Below are 17,200 nucleotides of genomic sequence, written 5' to 3' on the forward strand. Positions count from 1 at the left end.
ATTCATTGGGAGTTCCTCACATAAACGCCGTCGAGGAAGACGATTTCGACATCGATGCCGGTCGGCATCTCCACGACTGGCTGATATTGTTCGGCGCGCTCGATCAGATATTTGGACACCGTGTCCGAGGCGTCAGCGACGCCCTGACCGAGACCGCCCTGGACGATGTCGCCGCCCGAAAGCTGCTGGCGCTTGCCGTCGACTCCGGTCGTGATCCCGGAGAAGAGGCTGTTCGAGTTGGCGGAGAAGCCACGCCCGAAGCCGCCGACGATGCCCGCGAGCAGCGCCTGGCTGACGAGACTGCCCTCGCGGCTGACGACCCGGCCGCGCACGCCGGTCTTGCCGGCGAAGCTGATGAAGCCCTTCACCTCGCTGACGGCGACCCGCCCACCGGGCTGGTCGCACGTCATCTTCTGGAGCTTGACGTAGACCTTCTCGGCCGAGAGATCGCCGCGCGCCGCGCCATTGACGACGCAGCCCTGGATGCGCGTGGTCAGCAGCTTGCCGTCCTTGACGACCGAGCGCGCCGGCCCCGTGATCCGCAGCACGACCGGCAGCGGGTCGGTCTGGCTCGAGACGCCCGCCGAAGCGTCGACACCGACGATGACGCGAGCCGGCGCATAGCTGTTGGGCGGCAGATACTCGGGGCTGTCCTCGATCTCGATCGCCGGCGCACTCGGACGGCCAGCTCTGAGGCCGGTCTTCGCCGTTGCACCAGCTTCCGACGTGCCGCTCGAGAACGAGACGGTCTTTACCTGTCGCTCGGCCGGCGGCGGCAGCGCCGGGCCCTGCGCCGCAGCCATGTTCGGGTCGAGCGGCGACCCCGACGGGATCGACGGATCACGCACGGCCACCGGCGGCGGGGCAGCCGCTCGCGTCTGCGCGCGGGTCAGCTCGCCACGTAGCGTGCTGTTCTCCTGCGTCAGCGCATCGATCGTCTTGGTGCCGTCTGTCTTGAGCGCCTGGTTCTCGGCCGCGAGCGCGTCGAGCCTGGCCTGCACCTCGGGCGCGACCGCCTTGCTCTCTTCGAGCGCCTTCAGTTGCCGCGCCTGAGCATTGAGCCGATTGCCGTAGATCGCGACGAACTCCTTCTGGCTGAGGTCGCGATTGACGATGCCGTCGGTCTCGATCTTCTGCGGCGCGTCCGCGGCCGGCGTGTGATCGCCGGTGCCGCCGACCACGAACCAGAGCGCGAGCATCGCCGCCGAGCCGCCACCGCCGAGCAGCAGCATGCGCTGGCGTGCGCGCGTCTTGGCGTTGAGTGCGCCCAAAGCCGTGACGCTCTCCTGCGCCGGGTTGGACGGAGGGGTGGCCTGCTCGCTCATGCGCCGGCACTCCCGTCGAGCACGACGTAGAGCGTGGTTGCCTGCTGCGCGCCGAGCTCGCGATCGGCGACGCTCACTGAGAGACTACCGGCGGGGGTGAGCTGTGCCGGATCGATGGTAACGGGCTTGGCGCCGCGATTGTCGATCCGCAGCACACGGCCCGTGAGCGCGGCACCACGATACTCGGCGACGAGGCGTACGGTGAGGTCACCGACCCGGGTCGGGGCGGCGGCGACCTGCCGCATCGTATAGCCATCCGGCGCACGGTTCGCGGCCATGGCCTGGATCAGGCGCACCGCGGCATCGCGGGGTCCGGCCTTCGCTTCCCAGGCCTGCGCTCGCTCGCCGGCGATCGCCGGGTTCGAGACGAAGATCTGCTCGGCGTCGGGTCCGCCGACGCTACAGGCGAACTTGTAGACATAGCCCTTGCGGGTCGTGGCGAAGAAGCTCAGCCGCCCCGGCGCGAAGCCTTCGGGCACCGACAGGTAAATGTCGCCCCGGACCGGCTCGTTGGTGACGGTGAAGTCGTTGAACGGGTACCCGGTCGTGATCTTGCTGACGCTGGCGAAGGCATCGCCGACCAGGCTGATCCGCGTCAGCTCATGGTTCGAGACGACGCAATCGACCTGCGCATTATCGACGGCCTGCCGATACTGGTCGGCCCACGCCGGAGTGGCGGCGAGCGCGATGGCAGCGCCGATCAGTGCCATGCCGAGCGGCTTCAGGCTGATGTCGCGCGGTCGGGATGTGCCGGTCGCAAAGGTGGCGGCGCCGGCCCCGAGCAGGCAGGCGGGTGTCGCGGCGATCATTGGAGCGCCTCCTTGTGATCTTGGGTGAGCGCGAAGCTCGAGAGCGAGAGGCGCAGGCCGACGTAGGTCCAGCCGAACCGGAACCGCTTCTTCTCGCTGGCGATGACCTGGCCGCCGACGAAGGTCTTGAGATCGCCCTCGACGGTGGAGCTCAGGCCCTTTGGATCGACGGTCATGCCGGTGATCACGAAGGCCTGGGCGAGGTCGGAGCCGCGCTGCTCGGTGACGATTTTGACGAGCTCGGCCTTGAGCGCCCCATAGGCAGACGGGTCCGCCACCTTCAGGATCTGCTCCATCCAATAGTCGAGCCCGGTCGGCGACCTGTTGAGCAGCATCAGCGCGACGTCGCGCGTAACCAGCTCGAGATAGTCGGCCGACACGCCCGACGAGCTGATCGCCAGCGGCCGCGTCGTGACCGGCTGCAGGATCACTTCGCGGTCGCGGCTGCTGAGCGCCGTCAGCAGTGCGAGGTTCGCCAGGAACGACGCGGCAGCCGCGACGACCAGGACCTTGCGCTGGCGAAGCAGCGACTGGCTGCGCTGATGCGCGATATCGGATAGCATGGAGCCCCTCCCCTCAGCCGGCGAGCCGGCGGCAGTGGGAGGGCGGCGTGGCGCGAAGCCTGACGAAGCTTGCCCCCAGGTACCAATAGGCCGCGTGGATGATCCAGGAACTGGCCCGGCCAGCCTTGGCCTTGCGAAGCGCGAACCACGCTCCTCCGGCACCCACGAGACCCAGCAGGATGTGCTGGGAGAAGATGCCCCAGGCGAACGGCGCCGCGAGCCCCAAGAATTCGTCCAGGGTCCAAAGGCCGATGAGCTCCGGATCGTCGAGCCGCCGGGGGACAAGGTACTTGTCAGTCATGTGCGCTACGCCGCCCTCGCCGCCGCGATCAGATGATCGCGGTCACGGTGGAGGTGACGATCGGCACGCCCGTGCCGACGCCGATGCCGACGGCGACGGGGATCGCCACCTGCCCGAGCGTGAACCGGCCGGACGCCATGCCGATGATGCCGCCGGCCAGGCTGAGCACGGCGATGATCTTGCCGCCTGAGCCCTCCAGAAAGTCGGTGAACTTGGTGAGCGCCGGCCCGAAGGTCGTGTCGGCGCCGGCATAGGCCGCGCTCGCCACGGCCATGAGGCCGATCGCCGGGATGAGATAGTCGCTGGCCCGGCCGAGGCCGGCACGGGTCAGCGGGAGCTTCAGGCTGTGCATCGAGAGCGTCTCCGAAGGTGTTCGCCGCGGCCGCATCCCGACCGCACAATCACCTTCACGCCGGCTCGGGCCGCCGCTCAACGAAAAGGAACACGACGAGAACGGGTCGGCCGTTTGGTCGCGAAATCCGCGACGCAGATCGCGTCTGGAGTGTGAAGTTTCCTAGCTTCGCGCGATGCCGCTCGCGCTGAATGACAAGGCAGATGCGGTCGCTGGCGACAGCCGTCGCGAATCGCCTTTCCGGCTGCATTCCTTGCACTTCCGGTGAGAGGCCGACGGCGTAAGCGGCGCGACTCTGCCAATCGCACGTTTCACTACCGGCTAGGATGTTCTTGTTTTGTTTTCCTACAGGCTCGGCGCTTGATACCGTGCGTGCGAATCAGTCCTTGGAGTTGGAGTCGTGACCACCAGCAGCCCGGCAGCCCCGTCCTCGATACCGCTGCACATCATAGTTGGAGACCTCGTCGATCAGAGCGGGCTCAGCCAGCGCGACTTGGCGGCCAAGATCGGCCTGTCGAAGGATCAGATCTGTCGTACGCTGAAGGGCACGCGGCATCTCAGCCTTGAAGAAGCAGGATTGATGCTCTCCGCCGCCGGCCTGCCAGCACGCGGCGCCCTCACCCTCGCCCTCTTCGATCGCCGCGATCTCGCCAGCGAGTGGTCGCGGTCCGGCATGGCTGCGTTTCTGGAGACACTCGTCGCCGCGCTGCCAGACGCGCTCGCAGCCGAGCTCGCCGAAAGCAGCGATCGCGTAGATCCGCGCTGGGGGCCAGCGGTGGCGAAGTTTGTTGCTCAGCGGATCGCGAGCCACATTGATGAGCTGATCGAGCGAGAAGAGAAGCTAGGCGAGTTCAGGCCTGCCGCAGGTTTGCGGCCTTCGGCTTAGGCGTTCAGTCGCTTAATGGCGCTCAAACGTGCCCATCGGGCACGGGCTACAGGTCGACCTTATGGGCGGCGTGGTCGTCCGGTACGGCCGAAGCTGCTTTAGGATCAGGCGCGCCTTCGGTGCCAGCGGCGTTTGCGGAACACTTCAGCCGCATAGAGGCGCGGCGCGAATTAGATTCGGCGTGCATCGACTGCAGCGGCTCAAGATGGATCTTCGCACCAGTGAGCGGACATTGCCTTCTCGGCATGCACCGGTCTGATCTTCAAAGCTAGGTCATATCCGGCGTCAGGCCTCACTCGCATATAAACGCGCCTACGCCAGACGAAACACACCCTTTGCCACGCCGCTTGCAGCTAGAATACCGGCCTGAAATGCAAATTTATCTGCTTCTTGGCCGTTGCATCGCTAGCAAGAGAAACTGCCGATCGGAAAGTGCGTATAGAGATGCTGCAAATTGCAATGCATATTGTGTCATCAGGAGGAAGAGATGGCACGAATCAATTCAATCGTCGCAAAGCTCGAACGACAGAAAATGAAGCTGAGCCTCGACGATCTAGCCCGCAGAGCCGGCGTGGATAGAACGACGCTGCACCGCATCGAAACCGGACGCATGAAGCACAACGCCGAGCATGTCGTTGCACGTCTCGCCAAGGTGTTCAGACTGGAACCCGAACAGCTCACCGCCACCCAAGTAGCCGAGGTGGAGATCCCCGCCGACGACACTGAAATCGGCCTGGAGAGCCCGTTCCTCTACCGCTCCCAGCTTAATGTTCGCGTGCCGCACGAGGTTCGCAACGCGCTGCATCTTGTCGCGTGGCGCTACGGCATGCGGCCGCTCGACATCATCGAGATCGCCCCGTTGCTGTTCCATGTGGTCGCCGCGGAGACGCTCAAGCAACGGTCTGACAAGCTCGCAAGCCTGCGCGACCTGCGCAGCCGTATTTTGGACATGTCGGGAAGTTTCCCGCATCTTCATGAGCGGATGCTCAACGACTGGAATGCCGAGGAAATCGGATTGCGTGAAGAGCGCTCGATAACGGCACGCGACCTGCGCGGGGACAAGGTCGACGAAGGCGACGACTATGTCGATGCCCGACCGCTCGACTATGACGACAGTGTCGACAACCCCTTCGTCGCCCAGCTGCGCCACCGGCTCGACGCGCTCCAGCCGGCGGACAGCGAGCCCGAGCTGTTATATTGCTGGTCGGACGGCTATCCACCGCGGTACGAAATCTGCCGTGAGGAGGCGCTCGCCTATTTGGGCGGTGATGCCGATGCCGGCGAGGAGATCGTTACCGGCCGGGTCGGCCTGCACGAAATTCCCAAGGAGTTGCGCGATGTCGGCCAGGCCGAAGCCCGAGCGACGTGGGTCAAGGAGCGCGCTGCCGAACTTGGCGCGAAAAATGCCGCTTGGCTGGAGACACTCGGGCTTGGGGAGCTCGGACTGTGAGCGCGCCAATCGCAAACGGTTGTGGGGCCGGGCGCCGTACCCGACTCTCGCGCCATGCGACGACGCGGGTCCGGCAGCGGTCAATCCCTGCGTCGGTGGTCGATGCCCTGCTCGACTTCGGCGAACGGGCGCGGTCCGGTCCGGGTGCCGAGACGTGCTATTTCACCAAGAGGGCGTGGAAACGGTTCGCGGCCTATCTCGGGCAGGAGGCGCGGCATTTCGAACGCTACCGCGCCTGCTATGCGGTGATCGCCGACAACGGACAGGTCGTAACCGCCTGCTGGCGGCGCTGAGCCTCCACCTCAACCCTTGCCACCCCGCTCGCGAAACTTTTCGCGGTGCCACGCAAGATAGGGCGCATGGCGCTTGGTGAGCCTGATCCTGCGCTCCGAATCGCAACCCAGGGCGCGCAGGTCATCGCTGCTGATCCCGGGGCCGACCAGCATCTCACCGGCATCGCTGAACGATATCAAGTGGCGATCGAACAGCGCGTCAATATTGGCGACCAGCAGCAGTCCGTTAAACCGGTCGAGGCGTTCGGTGTTCGACGATGCCCGCCAGGGCTTGATATGGGATGCCCGCAGCACGGGCCGGATGACACAACCGGTGACGCAACAGCGGCATCTCCAATGGTTCAACAAGGCGTCGCGGAACACGCCCTGTCCCACGCGCGCCTTGATCAGCTGGTCCTTCTCGGTCGCCGTGAGGCCGGGGTCGCCGATGACGGCCTGCTCGGCCATGAGATCGAGCCGGTCCCGGATGTCGGCGGTGACCCAGTATTTTCGGGCAACGCCGAACGTGCCGGCCTTCGATGGTGTGAAGCCCAGCTCCAGGCAGAAGCGGTGATATTGCGCCTCGAGCGCCTCATCGAACACCGGCGGATGGCCTAGAAGCGCATTGATTTCGCCATTGGTTAGACGACCGTCGCGCGAGCTGTTGGCAGCATGCTTGATGAAGCTGTTGCCGGCATAGCCGATGAAGCGTGACGGCGCGAAGGCGATGCCGTCGGTCGTGGCATAGGGCAGGAAGCAGGTGCCCTTCTTAATGAGGCTGAGATAGGCTGCGCTGTCGCCGGGGCGGTGCCCAGTGCGCACGGCATCGAGCGTCGCAACATTGGTGAGCAGCTGGTCGAGCGTGCTGACGAACTTCATAGACCCTCCCTCGTTACGTAGGTTGCGCGCAGGATCCGGTCGAGTTGGCTCGGAGGTGTCATGGATAAAGCCGCCGGTTGCCACGCGGTCGCGTAGGCGTCGTAGCCGTGCGCTGGATTTGCCAGCCTTGCCCATCATGATCGGCGATGGTCTGGGCATGCGGGTGCCGGTAGCTGTTCCTGTCGCCATAGGACGCGATGGCGCGCTTCTGGTCGATCGCTAGCGGTGTTGCCGCATCGGAGCGGCCCCCATGATGCGGGATCGTCAACCCGCCGACGCCAGCGAGCATATGCGCTTGGATCAGATCGTAGCTGGTATCGCCGGTGAGCAGGACGGCGCGACCATCCTTCTCGTAGCGCAGCTGATAGCCCGAGCCGTTGCGGTCATTGACGCCGGTCGCAGTTCCGCGCGCCAGTGTGAACCCGGCAAACGAGGCCGGTCCATCGATAAAGGTCAGCTTGTCGCCGAGGTCGGCCTGGAAGCGAGCGGTGTTTGGCCCGATTGGTTGATCGGGCGCGAACCAGTCGAGCTGCCGATAGGGCGTATGGCGTCGGCCGAGATCGAAATGGTCCCAGTCCCAGTGCGAAAGCAGGACAAAGCCACCGGAAATGACCGGATGCGTCATGGGCTGGGGCAGTGATCCGTTGTTGAACCACAGCGGCGCGCCGACATCAAAGAAACCTATCGCCCTGCCATTGCGCTTAATCAGCGCCGCCGATGCCTGCCCAACATCGAGCACGACGATCTCGACATCACCTGAACCGCGCAGCCGGTGGACAATCCGCGACGCGGGGACCCTTTTTCGCCCCTGCATCGGCAGCGTGGCCGTCGCCATGAGCTTCATCACCAGTTCCGCATCGCCGGGCTGCTGAAGGACACCAGGTCCGTTGATCCGCCGCATCGCACTGATCGAACGCGACGGCCCCGCCAGGTAGTTGCGGTCGGCCCGCAGTTCCCATGCGCGGGGGATGTCGCCGCTGTCATCGAGCCGGAACGACAGCCAGTCGCCCTTGCCAAGATCGCCCAACCCGAAGCGTTCTTCCCAGCGCTTGGGCGTGGACATGGCGCGCACCAGTGCGAGGGCGCTGCGGTCCTCGAGTATCTGCGGCCCCATTTCCGCGAACCGATCAGCGCGCACGCAGTCGAGCAGGATGAACGAGCGGGTTCGGCCGTTGCGCGGATCCGCATCGACCACTTCCTCGACCACGCCGAGATAGTTTACCGGCTCGCGCGTTTCGAACCGCTTCCTGATCGGCACACTCGTCCCCGTCTTCGATGCCTATTAAAGCTCAATGATAATGGCGCCGGGCCGCATTGCCGCAAACATACTTCGACGACGCTCCACAGTTTCGCGCCCTGTCGGGCAAGCCATCGCTGTCAAATTGCGAAACCGGTCACCTTATCGACAGAAGCAAGTCCCCACTGTCGCGACATGGACCGGCACCCTTGCGGCCTCCGGCCAAGCGGGGGCGTGCGCGCGGGCCTGTAGGCTAGCCTCCGCCGCGCCCCGCCGGACAGAGCAAGAGAGCCGCGCGGCAGGGCAAAGGCGCGCGACCCCTGACGGCTGCGCGCAGCCGTCAGCAACAGTTGACCGCGCTCCAATCATTCTACGGAGTCACAAGCCGCTCACCGTATCTCAACCCGCCGCTGCGATGACCGGACAATGAATGCGTCCGCCAGGATCGAGCCCGCAGGGCAGATGGTCAACTTCGACGCGGCCTGCGCGCGTCTCAACCAGTGGCGCGGACAGATGATTGAAAATCTTGCGCGCGCCGAACAAGCGGTGACCGAGACGCTGGTGCGGCTCAACGAAACCGCACCGCCGGTCAAAGGCGTGAAGTTCCCTTATCTTGTCGGGCAGGATACGATCGGCTGCAATCGCTGCTCGCGGCGAGCGCAGCGCCAACCGCGCATGAAAGGGTCGCCGGAGCCGCGCTCGCGGACCTCCGAACCCATGACGCGGTGCGCACCATGTTATGTCACGGCGTGACCAAGGTTGCTGTAGACCGCGCGGGCGACTGGGTCGCCCCGATGACCCTGACCAGCTTCAAGGGCGGGACAAGCGCCACAGAGCGCCTGCCGTTGATCGAAGCCGAGGGAACCGTCCAGCTTGCGCGGCTGATCGAGAGCCGGCGCAAGCTGACGACAGCGCTTGGCCAGGCTCGACGCGCGCACAGTCACCGATCCTGAAATCGGAAAACGGGGCGCACCGCATCAGCAATGTCTTGTGGCTGACCAGATCACGTCTGCGGAAAGTACGTTTCTCGCGCGTGCTGACCTGCCGCGATCAAAACTTCGTCGATGAAGCTGAAGATCCGGTCGATGAACAGGTCCGACATATACCAGACCCAAGGCTTGCCGCCGGACTGGGCCGAGATAAACCAGTTCGCATCCCAGGTGCGCACACGCTGGGCGAATCTCTCTCGCCTCGCTGGCGGCCACTCGAATCCGGCGTGGAGCATGCCGTTGCGGTATTCGAACAAGGCCTCGAGGATTTTCCGCGTGTCCGATGGCAGCCGTGGTGCGAGTTTCGAGGCGTCGGCCAACTGCATGATCCCGTCGATCAGATTGGTCTTTACCTCGCTGGACCCGAAGCTGACGTGCGGATCCCAAAAATGGGCGCGCGCATTCTTCGACCGGGTCGAGTTCTTATCGCGCCCGAGATAGTCGTCTTCCTCGCTGCCGATCCCTCTAAAAATCCCGGTGAAGAGGTTCTCGACGAACGGCGCCAGCATGCCCACGGCCGCCGCGCTGCGTGCCGCGCCACTATAGACTGAGGCGTGGACACTGTCGGTGTACATGCCGACCAGATGGTCACTGCCAATTTCCTCGGCGCGTCGGGCCAGCGCCTTAATGTCCTTGTCCTCCTGCCGCTCATCCTCGCTCGATCGGGCCAGAAAGTTTCGGATCGCGATCAGCTGCGCTTCGAGATCGTAGTCGTCGAAATAGAAATGCGCGTAATCGCGGTCATCGAGCTGGAGCATTGGTTTCGCCATTGGGTTTTGTGAGAAATTCGAACACGAAGCTGCGCCAGCGATAACCACCGCGCCCGATCGCATCATCGTCTTCGCCCCAATCGAGACACGCCAGTCCCGCTGCTTCAGCGGCCGCCAGCACCGCATCATCGCGGTGATCGAAGAACAGATCGGCCGGTTCGCCGGAACGCGGCGCACGCAGATTGAGGCCGAGACGCCCACCCTCCCCGAGCAGCGCAGCCATGGCAGTTAGGCTCGGCGCCAGATCGCCGGACGGCACCAGCATCAAAACGGCGGAACACAGGACGAAGTCATACTGCCCCGCCTCCCCCGCGAGCCGGGAAAGATGCGGCAAACGGTCGTCGATCCAGCGAATGCCAGCGCTGTTCGCCGCGGCGATCGCGCGCAACCCGTCGGACGGCTCGACCGCGGTAACCATCATCCCCCGCTTAGCCATCGCCCGCGCGTCACGGCCGCTCCCCGCACCGACATCGAGGGCGCGTCCGGTCGCCGGCAGATAGCGCAACAGCAAGGGGTGGACGGCCTCGAACGACACCGAATTATAGCGCGCGGCAAAGCCGACCGCGTCCCGGTCATAATAGTCCGGTGCATCGAGGCGGTCGGACAAAGCCATTAATCGACCGCCTTAGTGGCAGCGGGCTTGGTGAAATAGGCGCCGGGATGGCAGCTCGCGACGAACGAGCCGAGCGCCGTCAGTGTCAGCAGCGCCGAGAAAATTCCGACAATGATGTAGTTGCCGCCGATGCAGTGCTTGCCGTCATAACGGCGGATGTCGCGCAGCACGCTCTGCATCACCCAGCGCAGGCGAATGAGCGCGCCGATCATGAGAATATTGGCGAGGCCAGCGAACAGCAGCAGCATCGACCGCGCCGGATCGCTGAGCGGAAAGCTCGCCACCGCGAACCACAAACCGCCGGTCAACGACATGATGATCAGGGGCGACTGCCACAGGAAACCGTTGAGCGACCGAAAGTCTGCACAGCGCTGTTCGTAAATCGCCTTCTGATCCGGTGCGTCTGCCGCTACATCTTCACCCATGAATCACGCGCTCCTTTCCCCGGTCCATAGCAAGGCGCTCGCCGCCGCGCGCGGGCGTGCGTGACAGTGAGCGCACCGATCTATCTCGACGGGTTCGCGACCCTGCCGCTGGCCCCGGAGGCGCGCGACGCGATGCTTGCGGCATGGGAACAGCCCGGCAATGCCGGCTCGCCCAATGCCTCGGGCGAACGCGCGGCACGGCTGATCGCCGATGGCCGCGCTAATGTCGCTGCCCTGATCGGCGCCGCCCCGTCCGAGATCATCTTCACCGCCGGTGCCACCGAAGCCAATAATCTGGCGCTGTTCGGCGTGGCGCAGCGTGCCGTCGCGCAGTTTCCGGAGCGCCGCCGGATCATCGTCTCGGCGATCGAGCACAAGGCCGTGCTCGAACCCGCGCAGGTGCTGGCGGCCCAAGGCTTCGCGGTCGATATCGCCCCGGTCGACCACAACGGCCGGCTCGCTCTCGATGCCTTCGCCGCACTGATGGGCGAGGATCTGCTGCTCGCCTCTATCATGCTGGTCAATAACGAGACCGGCACCATCCAACCCGTCGCCGAAGCCGCGGCGCTCGTCCATGCCGCCGGCGGCTTCATCCATAGCGATGCGGCGCAGGCGGCCGGAAAGATCCAAGTCGATGTGCTGGATTTCGACGTCGACTATCTCAGCCTCTCGGCTCACAAATGCTATGGGCCGATGGGGATCGGCGCACTCTATGTCGCCGCCCATGCGCCAAAGCCGATGCCGCTGATCCATGGCGGCGGCCAACAGGATGCGATGCGGCCCGGCACCGAGCCGGTCGCGCTGATCGCGGGGTTCGGCGCTGCCGCCAAAGCGGCGCGCGCCGGCCTCGATAACGATCGCGGCCACGGCGACGCGATGATCGCCGCCTTGCTCGATGGCCTGGCCAAGCGGCAATTGCGGTTCCGCCGGATCACCGGCGATGCGCCGGTCGTGTCTGGCAGCGCCGCGCTCCAGCTTGCCGGCGTCGATGCCGACCGATTGTGCGCGATGGCGGCGCGCGAAATTTCGCTGTCGACCGGTTCGGCCTGCACATCGGGTCAGATCAAACAATCGCATGTGCTTGAGGCAATTGGACTTTCCGAAATTGACGCGCGCCAGGTGGTCCGCATTTTCTGCCATCGCTACCTCGACGATGGCGCGATCGACCACGCAGCCGACCGCATTGTCGCCGCCGCGGCCCGTTCTCGGCTTGCGGCTGGAGAGGTTCGCCAGTAGCATTCCGCACAATGCGGCGGGGCTCCATAAAATTTGATTCGAGAGGGCAGTTTGCCGGTCATGAAACATTTCCGCTGCGCCTGCTGTGGTTGAAAAAGGCATTTGATGCCGTCGGCGACGGCGCTGACGCAAGAACATTCCAGGAACAAGCAGCTATCGCACGCTTCGGCGTCGGTCGCAACATGGCCGCCTCGATGCGCTATTGGGCGCTGGCGACCGGCTTCTTTATCGAACAGGACCGGGTCATTTTCCCGACCGCGCTTGGCAAGACCGTGCTGGCCGACGACGGTCTTGATCCCTATCTCGAACAGGCCGCGACCATCTGGCTCGCGCATTGGCATGTCGCCTCGACACCCGAGATGACGACGACGGCCTATTATGCCTTCAACCTGTTGAGCGCGATCGAGTTCGATCCGGCGATCCTGCTCGAGGAAATCTTCGCGCTGGTCGAGGAAAATGGCTGGCGCGCGACCCGCGGCACCTTGAAGCGCGACATCGAGGTGTTTCTGCGCAGCTATGTCCGGCGCGGCGATGCACTCAACGAGGATGCTGCCGAGCCCTTGCTCGCCGAACTCGCGATCATTCGCGAAGCGCGGCTCGGCGGCTGGTATGAATTCGTGCGCGGCCCCAAGCCGAGCCTCAGCGACGCGGTGTTCGCCTATGCGCTTGGCGATTTCTGGGCGCGCAGCGGATATCCGACGACGCTGACCGCCGAGCAGATCTGCTATGCGCCGGGCTCGCCGGGCCGCGTGTTCAAGCTCGACGAGGACAGCGTCATCAGCCGGCTGATGAGGCTCGACGATCTGACCGATGACGCCTGGAAATGGGTCGATACCGCCGGCCTGCGTCAGATCCAGCGCGTGTCGGACTTCGACCCGCTGAACACCCTGCCCCTCGCCTATCCGCGGCCGGTGCCGCTGGAGGCAGCGGCATGACCAAGCTCTCCGCGATCGTCACGATCGACCGGCGCTTCGCGCGCTCGGCGCGGCTCGACGCGGACCTGAACGGCACGCCGCCGCTGGTCGGCTATGTCATGCAGGCGAGCATCGCCAAGGCGCTGAAGACCTTGGGCGACAGCCAGTGCGACAGCCACCAGGGCGCCTTCACCTGGACCGGCCCTTATGGCGGCGGCAAGTCGAGTGCGGCGCTGCTGCTTGCCAATCTGGTCGCGGGAACCAAGGGGAATCGCAAGATCGCGCGCGACATTGCCGGCGAAGCGCTGAGCCGCCTCTACACCGAAGCCTTTCCCGAGCCCAAGGGCCGCTGGAAAGTGGTCGCGGTCACCGGCAGCCGGCAGCGACTGCGCGATGCGATCATCGACGCCGCGACGATCGCGCTCGACTGGAGCTCGGCCGAGGTTGCCGCCCATAGTGCGAGCGACGACAAGCTGATCGCTGCGCTCATCGCGGGTGGTGAAACCGCATCGAGCGGCACGCTGTTGATCCTCGACGAACTCGGCAAGCTGCTCGAACATGAAGCGCTCGAGGGCGGCGATGTGCATTTGCTGCAGGATCTCGCCGAACATGCGACGCGCAGCAAGGGCCGGCTGGTCGTCATCGGCATCCTGCACCAGTCGTTCGAGCAATATGCCGCTCGCGCCGCGCGCGATGCACGGCAGGAATGGGCCAAGGTCCAGGGCCGTTTCCACGATATCGCGTTCCTGTCCGGCGCCGACGAGACCGTCGCGCTGCTCGGACGCGCGATTTCGGCTGACCACCCGCCGTCAGCCGAGGATGTCGCCAGAACCGTCGCGGAGGAAGTCGCCAAGCGGCGGCCGACCGATACGCAGAGCCTCGCTCGCGCGCTCGCCGATACCTGGCCGCTCAACCCGGTGACCGCGCTGCTGCTGGGGCCGGTTTCGCGCGCGCGCTTCGCGCAGAATGAGCGCAGCGTCTTCGGCTTCCTGAGTTCGGCTGAACCATCGGGTTTCCAGGATTTCCTCGATCATGCCGACGACGCCGGCGCGACCTATGATCCTGCAATGTTGTGGGACTATCTCGCCGCCAATTTCGGCATGGCGCTCGCCGGCGGCACCGATGGCAGCCGGTTCAGCCTCGCCTATGAAGCGATCGAGCGCGCGGGCGCCAAGGGTGACGGCATCCATGTCGCGCTGACCAAGGCGGCGGCGGTGATCGAGTTCTTCCGCAACGGCTCGGGTGTGACGCTCGCTGACGAATTCCTCATCGCCTCGGTGCCGAATGCTCCGGAGAAAATGGTCCGCGCGGCAATCAGGGACCTGCTCGACTGGGCGGTGCTGATCCGCCAGCCGCGGCTGGGCGGCTATGCATTATTCGCGGGCAGCGACTTCGACCTCGACGAAGCGATCGGGCGCGCGGAGATGCCGGTCGACAATGTCCAGCTCGAGGGCATTCCCAACCGAGTCGGGTTCGGCTTCGCGACCGCCAAGCGCCATTATTTCCTGACCGGGGCGCTGCGTACCTTCGAGATCGCGCTGCAAGTGGTGTCGCCCGAAGACACGACCGAAACGCTGGTCGCACGCGTCAGCGCACGACCGCAGCGTGGCAGCGGACTGCTGTTGCTGTTCCTCGCCGATGGCAGCCTGCCGCGCCAGGCGGTGGAAGCGCTCGCCAAGAGCGTGGCCAAGGCGCTCAAGGCGAGCGGCCGGGTGATCGCGATCGGCAGCGCCAGCGAGAGTTTCGCGCTGCGCAGTGCCGCAGCTGAGCTGCTGGCGGTCGAACGTGTCTTCCGCGAGCATCCCCAGCTCGAGGGTGACCGGATTGCCCGGCGTGAGATCGCCGCCCGCCAGTCGCGCTGTATCGACGAACTGCACCGCAAATTGGAAGCCGCGCTCGAAGGCGCGAAATGGTATCTGGCGCCGGCCCCCAAGCGCGCGCACAGCGAGCCGCTGGCGATCATCGCGAGCGCGCTCGCCGATGCCGGCTATGCCAAGGCGCCGATCCTCAAGAGCGAATTGCTCCAGCGCGACAAGCCGTCGTCGAACGCGATGGCGGCACTGCGCGATCTGGCGCATGCGATGGTCCATGCCGGCGACCAGGCGCAGCTCGGCATGACGCAATATCCCGCCGAGCTCGGGCTCTATCTGACGGTGATCAAGCCGTTCGGGCTCCACCGCGAGGTCGAACCGGGCCGCTATGCGTTCATGGCACCGGACGAGGAACGTGTCGGCCAGTCGCTCCAGCCGGCCTGGGACGTGCTCGACGCCGCCGGCGATGAGCCGCTCGACCAGATCTATGCGCGCTGGGCGGCCCCGCCTTATGGCATCAAGGCCGGGGTGATGCCGGCGATTGCGCTCGCCTATATGCTCGCCAAGGCCGACAGCGTGGCGATTTACATCGACGGCATCTACCAGACCGCGATCGACGATGTGGTGGTCGACAAGCTGATCCAGAAGCCGGGGAGCTTCCGGCTGCGCAAGATCGATCGTTCGGTGCGCGAACTCGCGTTTTTGAGCGGACTTGGCAAATTGCTCGAGGTTGAGGACAGCAATGCGTCGCTGCCGATCGCCGCGGCGCTGTTCCAGCGCTTCGAGGCCTTGCCGAATTTCGCGAAGCGCACCCAGCGGATCGACGGGCAGGCGCGCACCATCCGCGGCGTCGTCACCAAGTCCGACGACCCGGAGAAACTGCTGTTCGACGATTTGCCCGATGCGCTTGGCGAGGCACTGACCCCCGAGGCGATCCACCAGGCGATCCTCGAGGCTGAAGCCAGCTATCCCGACCTGCTCGACGAAGTCCGGCTGGCGCTCGGGCGCGCACTTGGCATCGACCCCAATGATTTCGGCGGGATCACCGAACGGGCGGCCTTGATCAAGGGGCTGACCAACGACTATAATTTCGATGCCTTCGCCGATCGTGCTGCCGCGATCGAACAAGGCAATGGCGATATCGAGAGCCTGGTCAGCGTGTTGCTGCACCGTCCGGCGCGCAACTGGTCGGACCGCGACCGCGAGGAAGCGCTGACCGAGATCGCGCGCTATGGTCGACGCTTCCGCGAACTCGAGGCGCTGGCGGTGGTGCGCGACCGTAAGTCGCACACCGAAGCGCTGGCGCTGGTCGTCGGGCTCGATCCCAAGGCACCGCCGCTGATGCGCAGCTTCGTCCTCAACGAGCAGGAAAAGGCCGCCGCCGCCAGCATGGCCGATCGGTTGGTCGCGGCATTGCAGGCCGATGACAAGACCGGCCGGTTGCAGCTCGCCGCGCTCGCCCGCGCGGTGGCGATGCTCGCTGCCGAACATGAGGATGAGGCCGAAGCGGCATGACCAACGAACGCCATATCCTCGGCATTTCGGGCGGCCGCGACAGCGCGTCGCTCGCCGTGTATATGCGCCAGCATCATCCGCGACTGCCGCTCGAATATTTCTTCACCGACACAGGCAAGGAACTGCCCGAAGTCTATAGCTTCCTCGACAAGCTCGAGGGCTTTCTCGGCAAGCCGATCCAGCGGCTCAACCCCGATCGTGACTTCGACTTCTGGCTCGACGAATACGGCAATTTCCTGCCCTCGCCGCGCACGCGCTGGTGCACCAGACAGCTCAAATTGCGGCCGCTCGAACATTGGCTGAAGGCCGATCTTGAGGCCGGCACGGTCATTCACAGCTATGTCGCGATCCGCGCCGACGAGCCGAGCCGCGAAGGCTATCAGGCGACTCATCCCAATATGCGCGTGCACTTCCCGCTGCGCGATGCCGGGATCGATCGCGCCGGGGTGCTCGAAATCCTCGAACAATCCGACGTCGGTGAGCCCGACTATTATAAATGGCGCTCGCGCTCGGGCTGCACCTTCTGCTTCTATCAGCAGAAAATCGAATGGGTCCGCCTGTCCGAAAACCACCCCGACCGGTTCGCCGAGGCGGTCGACTATGAGAAAACAGCGCTCAAGGACGGCTCGCCCTTCACTTGGAGCCAGGGTGAGAGCCTGACCGAATTGATCGCGCCCGCGCGTGTCAGCCAGATCAAGGCGGATTATGAAAAGCGCCGCGAGCGGCTGCGCAGGAATCGCCGGTTCAATCCGCTCTCGGCCAACACCGCCGAGACGATCGACGATGTCTATGGCATCGACGAAGGATCAAGCAGCTGCGTCATTTGTCACAAATAGGTTGACCGTCGCATCAC

19 protein-coding genes are annotated in these 17,200 nt (G+C 65.0%); 9 read left to right on the top strand and 10 right to left on the bottom strand.

Features of this window, described 5'->3' with window-relative positions:
• Positions 1-2 precede the first annotated feature (2 nt).
• From BOS5A_RS09865 to BOS5A_RS09885, 5 genes are read right to left on the bottom strand one after another with little or no spacing between them, the layout of a single operon-like run.
• Positions 3-1,325: a TrbI/VirB10 family protein gene (locus tag BOS5A_RS09865; RefSeq protein WP_151954964.1), complete on the bottom strand. Its 1,323-nt coding sequence runs from the start codon at positions 1,323-1,325 to the stop codon at positions 3-5.
• Complete coding sequence (locus tag BOS5A_RS09870; RefSeq protein ID WP_151954965.1) at positions 1,322-2,134, bottom strand: type-F conjugative transfer system secretin TraK; 813 nt, start codon at positions 2,132-2,134, stop codon at positions 1,322-1,324. The genes BOS5A_RS09865 and BOS5A_RS09870 overlap by 4 nt, the downstream gene beginning before the upstream one ends.
• Positions 2,131-2,697 (bottom strand): type IV conjugative transfer system protein TraE, encoded by a 567-nt coding sequence (locus tag BOS5A_RS09875; RefSeq protein WP_151954966.1) that lies wholly within the window; start codon positions 2,695-2,697, stop codon positions 2,131-2,133. Before BOS5A_RS09875 ends, BOS5A_RS09870 begins: the two co-directional genes overlap by 4 nt.
• 13 nt (positions 2,698-2,710) lie before the next feature.
• Positions 2,711-2,998, bottom strand: a complete 288-nt coding sequence (traL, locus tag BOS5A_RS09880) for a type IV conjugative transfer system protein TraL (protein WP_097064904.1) — start codon at positions 2,996-2,998, stop codon at positions 2,711-2,713.
• Positions 2,999-3,026: 28 nt separating this feature from the next.
• Positions 3,027-3,272, bottom strand: coding sequence for a hypothetical protein (locus BOS5A_RS09885; protein WP_409314177.1), 246 nt, complete (start codon positions 3,270-3,272; stop codon positions 3,027-3,029).
• Between the two features lie 478 nt (positions 3,273-3,750).
• On the opposite strand from BOS5A_RS09885, the gene BOS5A_RS09890 reads away from it, so the two are divergent.
• The 3 genes from BOS5A_RS09890 (at position 3,751) to BOS5A_RS09900 (ending at position 5,979) form a co-directional block, all read left to right on the top strand.
• Entirely contained in the window at positions 3,751-4,236 is a 486-nt protein-coding gene (locus BOS5A_RS09890) for a helix-turn-helix domain-containing protein (RefSeq protein WP_151954967.1), read from the top strand.
• 487 nt (positions 4,237-4,723) lie between these two features.
• Positions 4,724-5,686, top strand: a complete 963-nt coding sequence (locus BOS5A_RS09895) for a helix-turn-helix domain-containing protein (protein WP_151954968.1) — start codon at positions 4,724-4,726, stop codon at positions 5,684-5,686.
• A 95-nt stretch (positions 5,687-5,781) separates the two neighbouring features.
• Complete coding sequence (locus BOS5A_RS09900) at positions 5,782-5,979, top strand: hypothetical protein (protein WP_151954969.1); 198 nt, start codon at positions 5,782-5,784, stop codon at positions 5,977-5,979.
• A 9-nt stretch (positions 5,980-5,988) separates the two neighbouring features.
• On the opposite strand, the gene BOS5A_RS09905 is transcribed toward BOS5A_RS09900, so the two are convergent.
• Together BOS5A_RS09905 and BOS5A_RS09910 are read right to left on the bottom strand one after the other, a co-directional pair.
• A complete protein-coding gene (locus BOS5A_RS09905; protein ID WP_151954970.1) occupies positions 5,989-6,837 on the bottom strand; it encodes an HNH endonuclease in 849 nt (282 codons plus the stop codon).
• A 58-nt stretch (positions 6,838-6,895) separates the two neighbouring features.
• Positions 6,896-8,095: a hypothetical protein gene (locus BOS5A_RS09910; protein WP_151954971.1), complete on the bottom strand. Its 1,200-nt coding sequence runs from the start codon at positions 8,093-8,095 to the stop codon at positions 6,896-6,898.
• A gap of 405 nt (positions 8,096-8,500) precedes the next feature.
• On the opposite strand from BOS5A_RS09910, the gene BOS5A_RS09915 reads away from it, so the two are divergent.
• Both BOS5A_RS09915 and BOS5A_RS09920 read left to right on the top strand, forming a co-directional pair.
• Positions 8,501-8,827, top strand: a complete 327-nt coding sequence (locus BOS5A_RS09915; RefSeq protein ID WP_151954972.1) for a hypothetical protein — start codon at positions 8,501-8,503, stop codon at positions 8,825-8,827.
• Positions 8,824-9,027 (top strand): hypothetical protein, encoded by a 204-nt coding sequence (locus BOS5A_RS09920; protein WP_151954973.1) that lies wholly within the window; start codon positions 8,824-8,826, stop codon positions 9,025-9,027. Before BOS5A_RS09915 ends, BOS5A_RS09920 begins: the two co-directional genes overlap by 4 nt.
• Positions 9,028-9,077: 50 nt before the next feature.
• Here the strand turns inward: BOS5A_RS09920 and BOS5A_RS09925 are convergent, their stop codons facing one another.
• Genes BOS5A_RS09925 through BOS5A_RS09935 form a run of 3 tightly spaced genes read right to left on the bottom strand, consistent with a single transcriptional unit; the run spans position 9,078 to position 10,871 of the window.
• Positions 9,078-9,821 carry a hypothetical protein gene (locus BOS5A_RS09925; RefSeq protein ID WP_151954974.1) on the bottom strand — a complete coding sequence of 248 codons (744 nt, stop codon included), beginning with the start codon at positions 9,819-9,821 and terminating at the stop codon, positions 9,078-9,080.
• On the bottom strand, positions 9,805-10,446 hold the full coding sequence (locus tag BOS5A_RS09930; protein WP_151954975.1) for a class I SAM-dependent methyltransferase: 642 nt from the start codon (positions 10,444-10,446) through the stop codon (positions 9,805-9,807). The genes BOS5A_RS09925 and BOS5A_RS09930 overlap by 17 nt, the downstream gene beginning before the upstream one ends.
• Entirely contained in the window at positions 10,446-10,871 is a 426-nt protein-coding gene (locus BOS5A_RS09935; protein WP_151954976.1) for a hypothetical protein, read from the bottom strand. The genes BOS5A_RS09930 and BOS5A_RS09935 overlap by 1 nt, the downstream gene beginning before the upstream one ends.
• A 66-nt stretch (positions 10,872-10,937) precedes the next feature.
• On the opposite strand from BOS5A_RS09935, the gene BOS5A_RS09940 reads away from it, so the two are divergent.
• Genes BOS5A_RS09940 through BOS5A_RS09955 form a run of 4 tightly spaced genes read left to right on the top strand, consistent with a single transcriptional unit; the run spans position 10,938 to position 17,183 of the window.
• Positions 10,938-12,107 (top strand): cysteine desulfurase family protein, encoded by a 1,170-nt coding sequence (locus BOS5A_RS09940; RefSeq protein WP_199857323.1) that lies wholly within the window; start codon positions 10,938-10,940, stop codon positions 12,105-12,107.
• A gap of 11 nt (positions 12,108-12,118) precedes the next feature.
• Positions 12,119-13,042, top strand: a complete 924-nt coding sequence (locus BOS5A_RS09945; RefSeq protein WP_151954978.1) for a DUF4007 family protein — start codon at positions 12,119-12,121, stop codon at positions 13,040-13,042.
• The gene (locus BOS5A_RS09950) at positions 13,039-16,347 is read left to right on the top strand and encodes an ATP-binding protein (protein WP_151954979.1); all 3,309 of its coding nucleotides are present in this window, start codon (positions 13,039-13,041) and stop codon (positions 16,345-16,347) included. Before BOS5A_RS09945 ends, BOS5A_RS09950 begins: the two co-directional genes overlap by 4 nt.
• The gene (locus BOS5A_RS09955; RefSeq protein ID WP_151954980.1) at positions 16,344-17,183 is read left to right on the top strand and encodes a phosphoadenosine phosphosulfate reductase family protein; all 840 of its coding nucleotides are present in this window, start codon (positions 16,344-16,346) and stop codon (positions 17,181-17,183) included. The genes BOS5A_RS09950 and BOS5A_RS09955 overlap by 4 nt, the downstream gene beginning before the upstream one ends.
• Positions 17,184-17,200: the final 17 nt, after the last annotated feature.

Source organism: Sphingomonas sp. EC-HK361 (genome assembly GCF_902498785.1).
Classification (GTDB): Bacteria; Pseudomonadota; Alphaproteobacteria; order Sphingomonadales; family Sphingomonadaceae; genus Sphingomonas.

Excerpts from the sequence above, each read along its gene's own strand:
- BOS5A_RS09935 (WP_151954976.1), bottom strand. The coding sequence starts at position 10,871 with ATGGGTGAAGATGTAGCGGCAGACGCACCGGATCAGAAGGCGATTTAC.
- BOS5A_RS09955 (WP_151954980.1), top strand. The coding sequence starts at position 16,344 with ATGACCAACGAACGCCATATCCTCGGCATTTCGGGCGGCCGCGACAGC.
- BOS5A_RS09925 (WP_151954974.1), bottom strand. The coding sequence starts at position 9,821 with ATGCTCCAGCTCGATGACCGCGATTACGCGCATTTCTATTTCGACGAC.
- BOS5A_RS09905 (WP_151954970.1), bottom strand. The coding sequence starts at position 6,837 with ATGAAGTTCGTCAGCACGCTCGACCAGCTGCTCACCAATGTTGCGACG.
- BOS5A_RS09885 (WP_409314177.1), bottom strand. The coding sequence starts at position 3,272 with ATGGCCGTGGCGAGCGCGGCCTATGCCGGCGCCGACACGACCTTCGGG.
- BOS5A_RS09895 (WP_151954968.1), top strand. The coding sequence starts at position 4,724 with ATGGCACGAATCAATTCAATCGTCGCAAAGCTCGAACGACAGAAAATG.
- BOS5A_RS09930 (WP_151954975.1), bottom strand. The coding sequence starts at position 10,446 with ATGGCTTTGTCCGACCGCCTCGATGCACCGGACTATTATGACCGGGAC.
- BOS5A_RS09865 (WP_151954964.1), bottom strand. The coding sequence starts at position 1,325 with ATGAGCGAGCAGGCCACCCCTCCGTCCAACCCGGCGCAGGAGAGCGTC.
- BOS5A_RS09915 (WP_151954972.1), top strand. The coding sequence starts at position 8,501 with ATGAATGCGTCCGCCAGGATCGAGCCCGCAGGGCAGATGGTCAACTTC.
- BOS5A_RS09875 (WP_151954966.1), bottom strand. The coding sequence starts at position 2,697 with ATGCTATCCGATATCGCGCATCAGCGCAGCCAGTCGCTGCTTCGCCAG.
- BOS5A_RS09950 (WP_151954979.1), top strand. The coding sequence starts at position 13,039 with ATGACCAAGCTCTCCGCGATCGTCACGATCGACCGGCGCTTCGCGCGC.
- BOS5A_RS09945 (WP_151954978.1), top strand. The coding sequence starts at position 12,119 with ATGCGGCGGGGCTCCATAAAATTTGATTCGAGAGGGCAGTTTGCCGGT.
- traL (WP_097064904.1), bottom strand. The coding sequence starts at position 2,998 with ATGACTGACAAGTACCTTGTCCCCCGGCGGCTCGACGATCCGGAGCTC.
- BOS5A_RS09870 (WP_151954965.1), bottom strand. The coding sequence starts at position 2,134 with ATGATCGCCGCGACACCCGCCTGCCTGCTCGGGGCCGGCGCCGCCACC.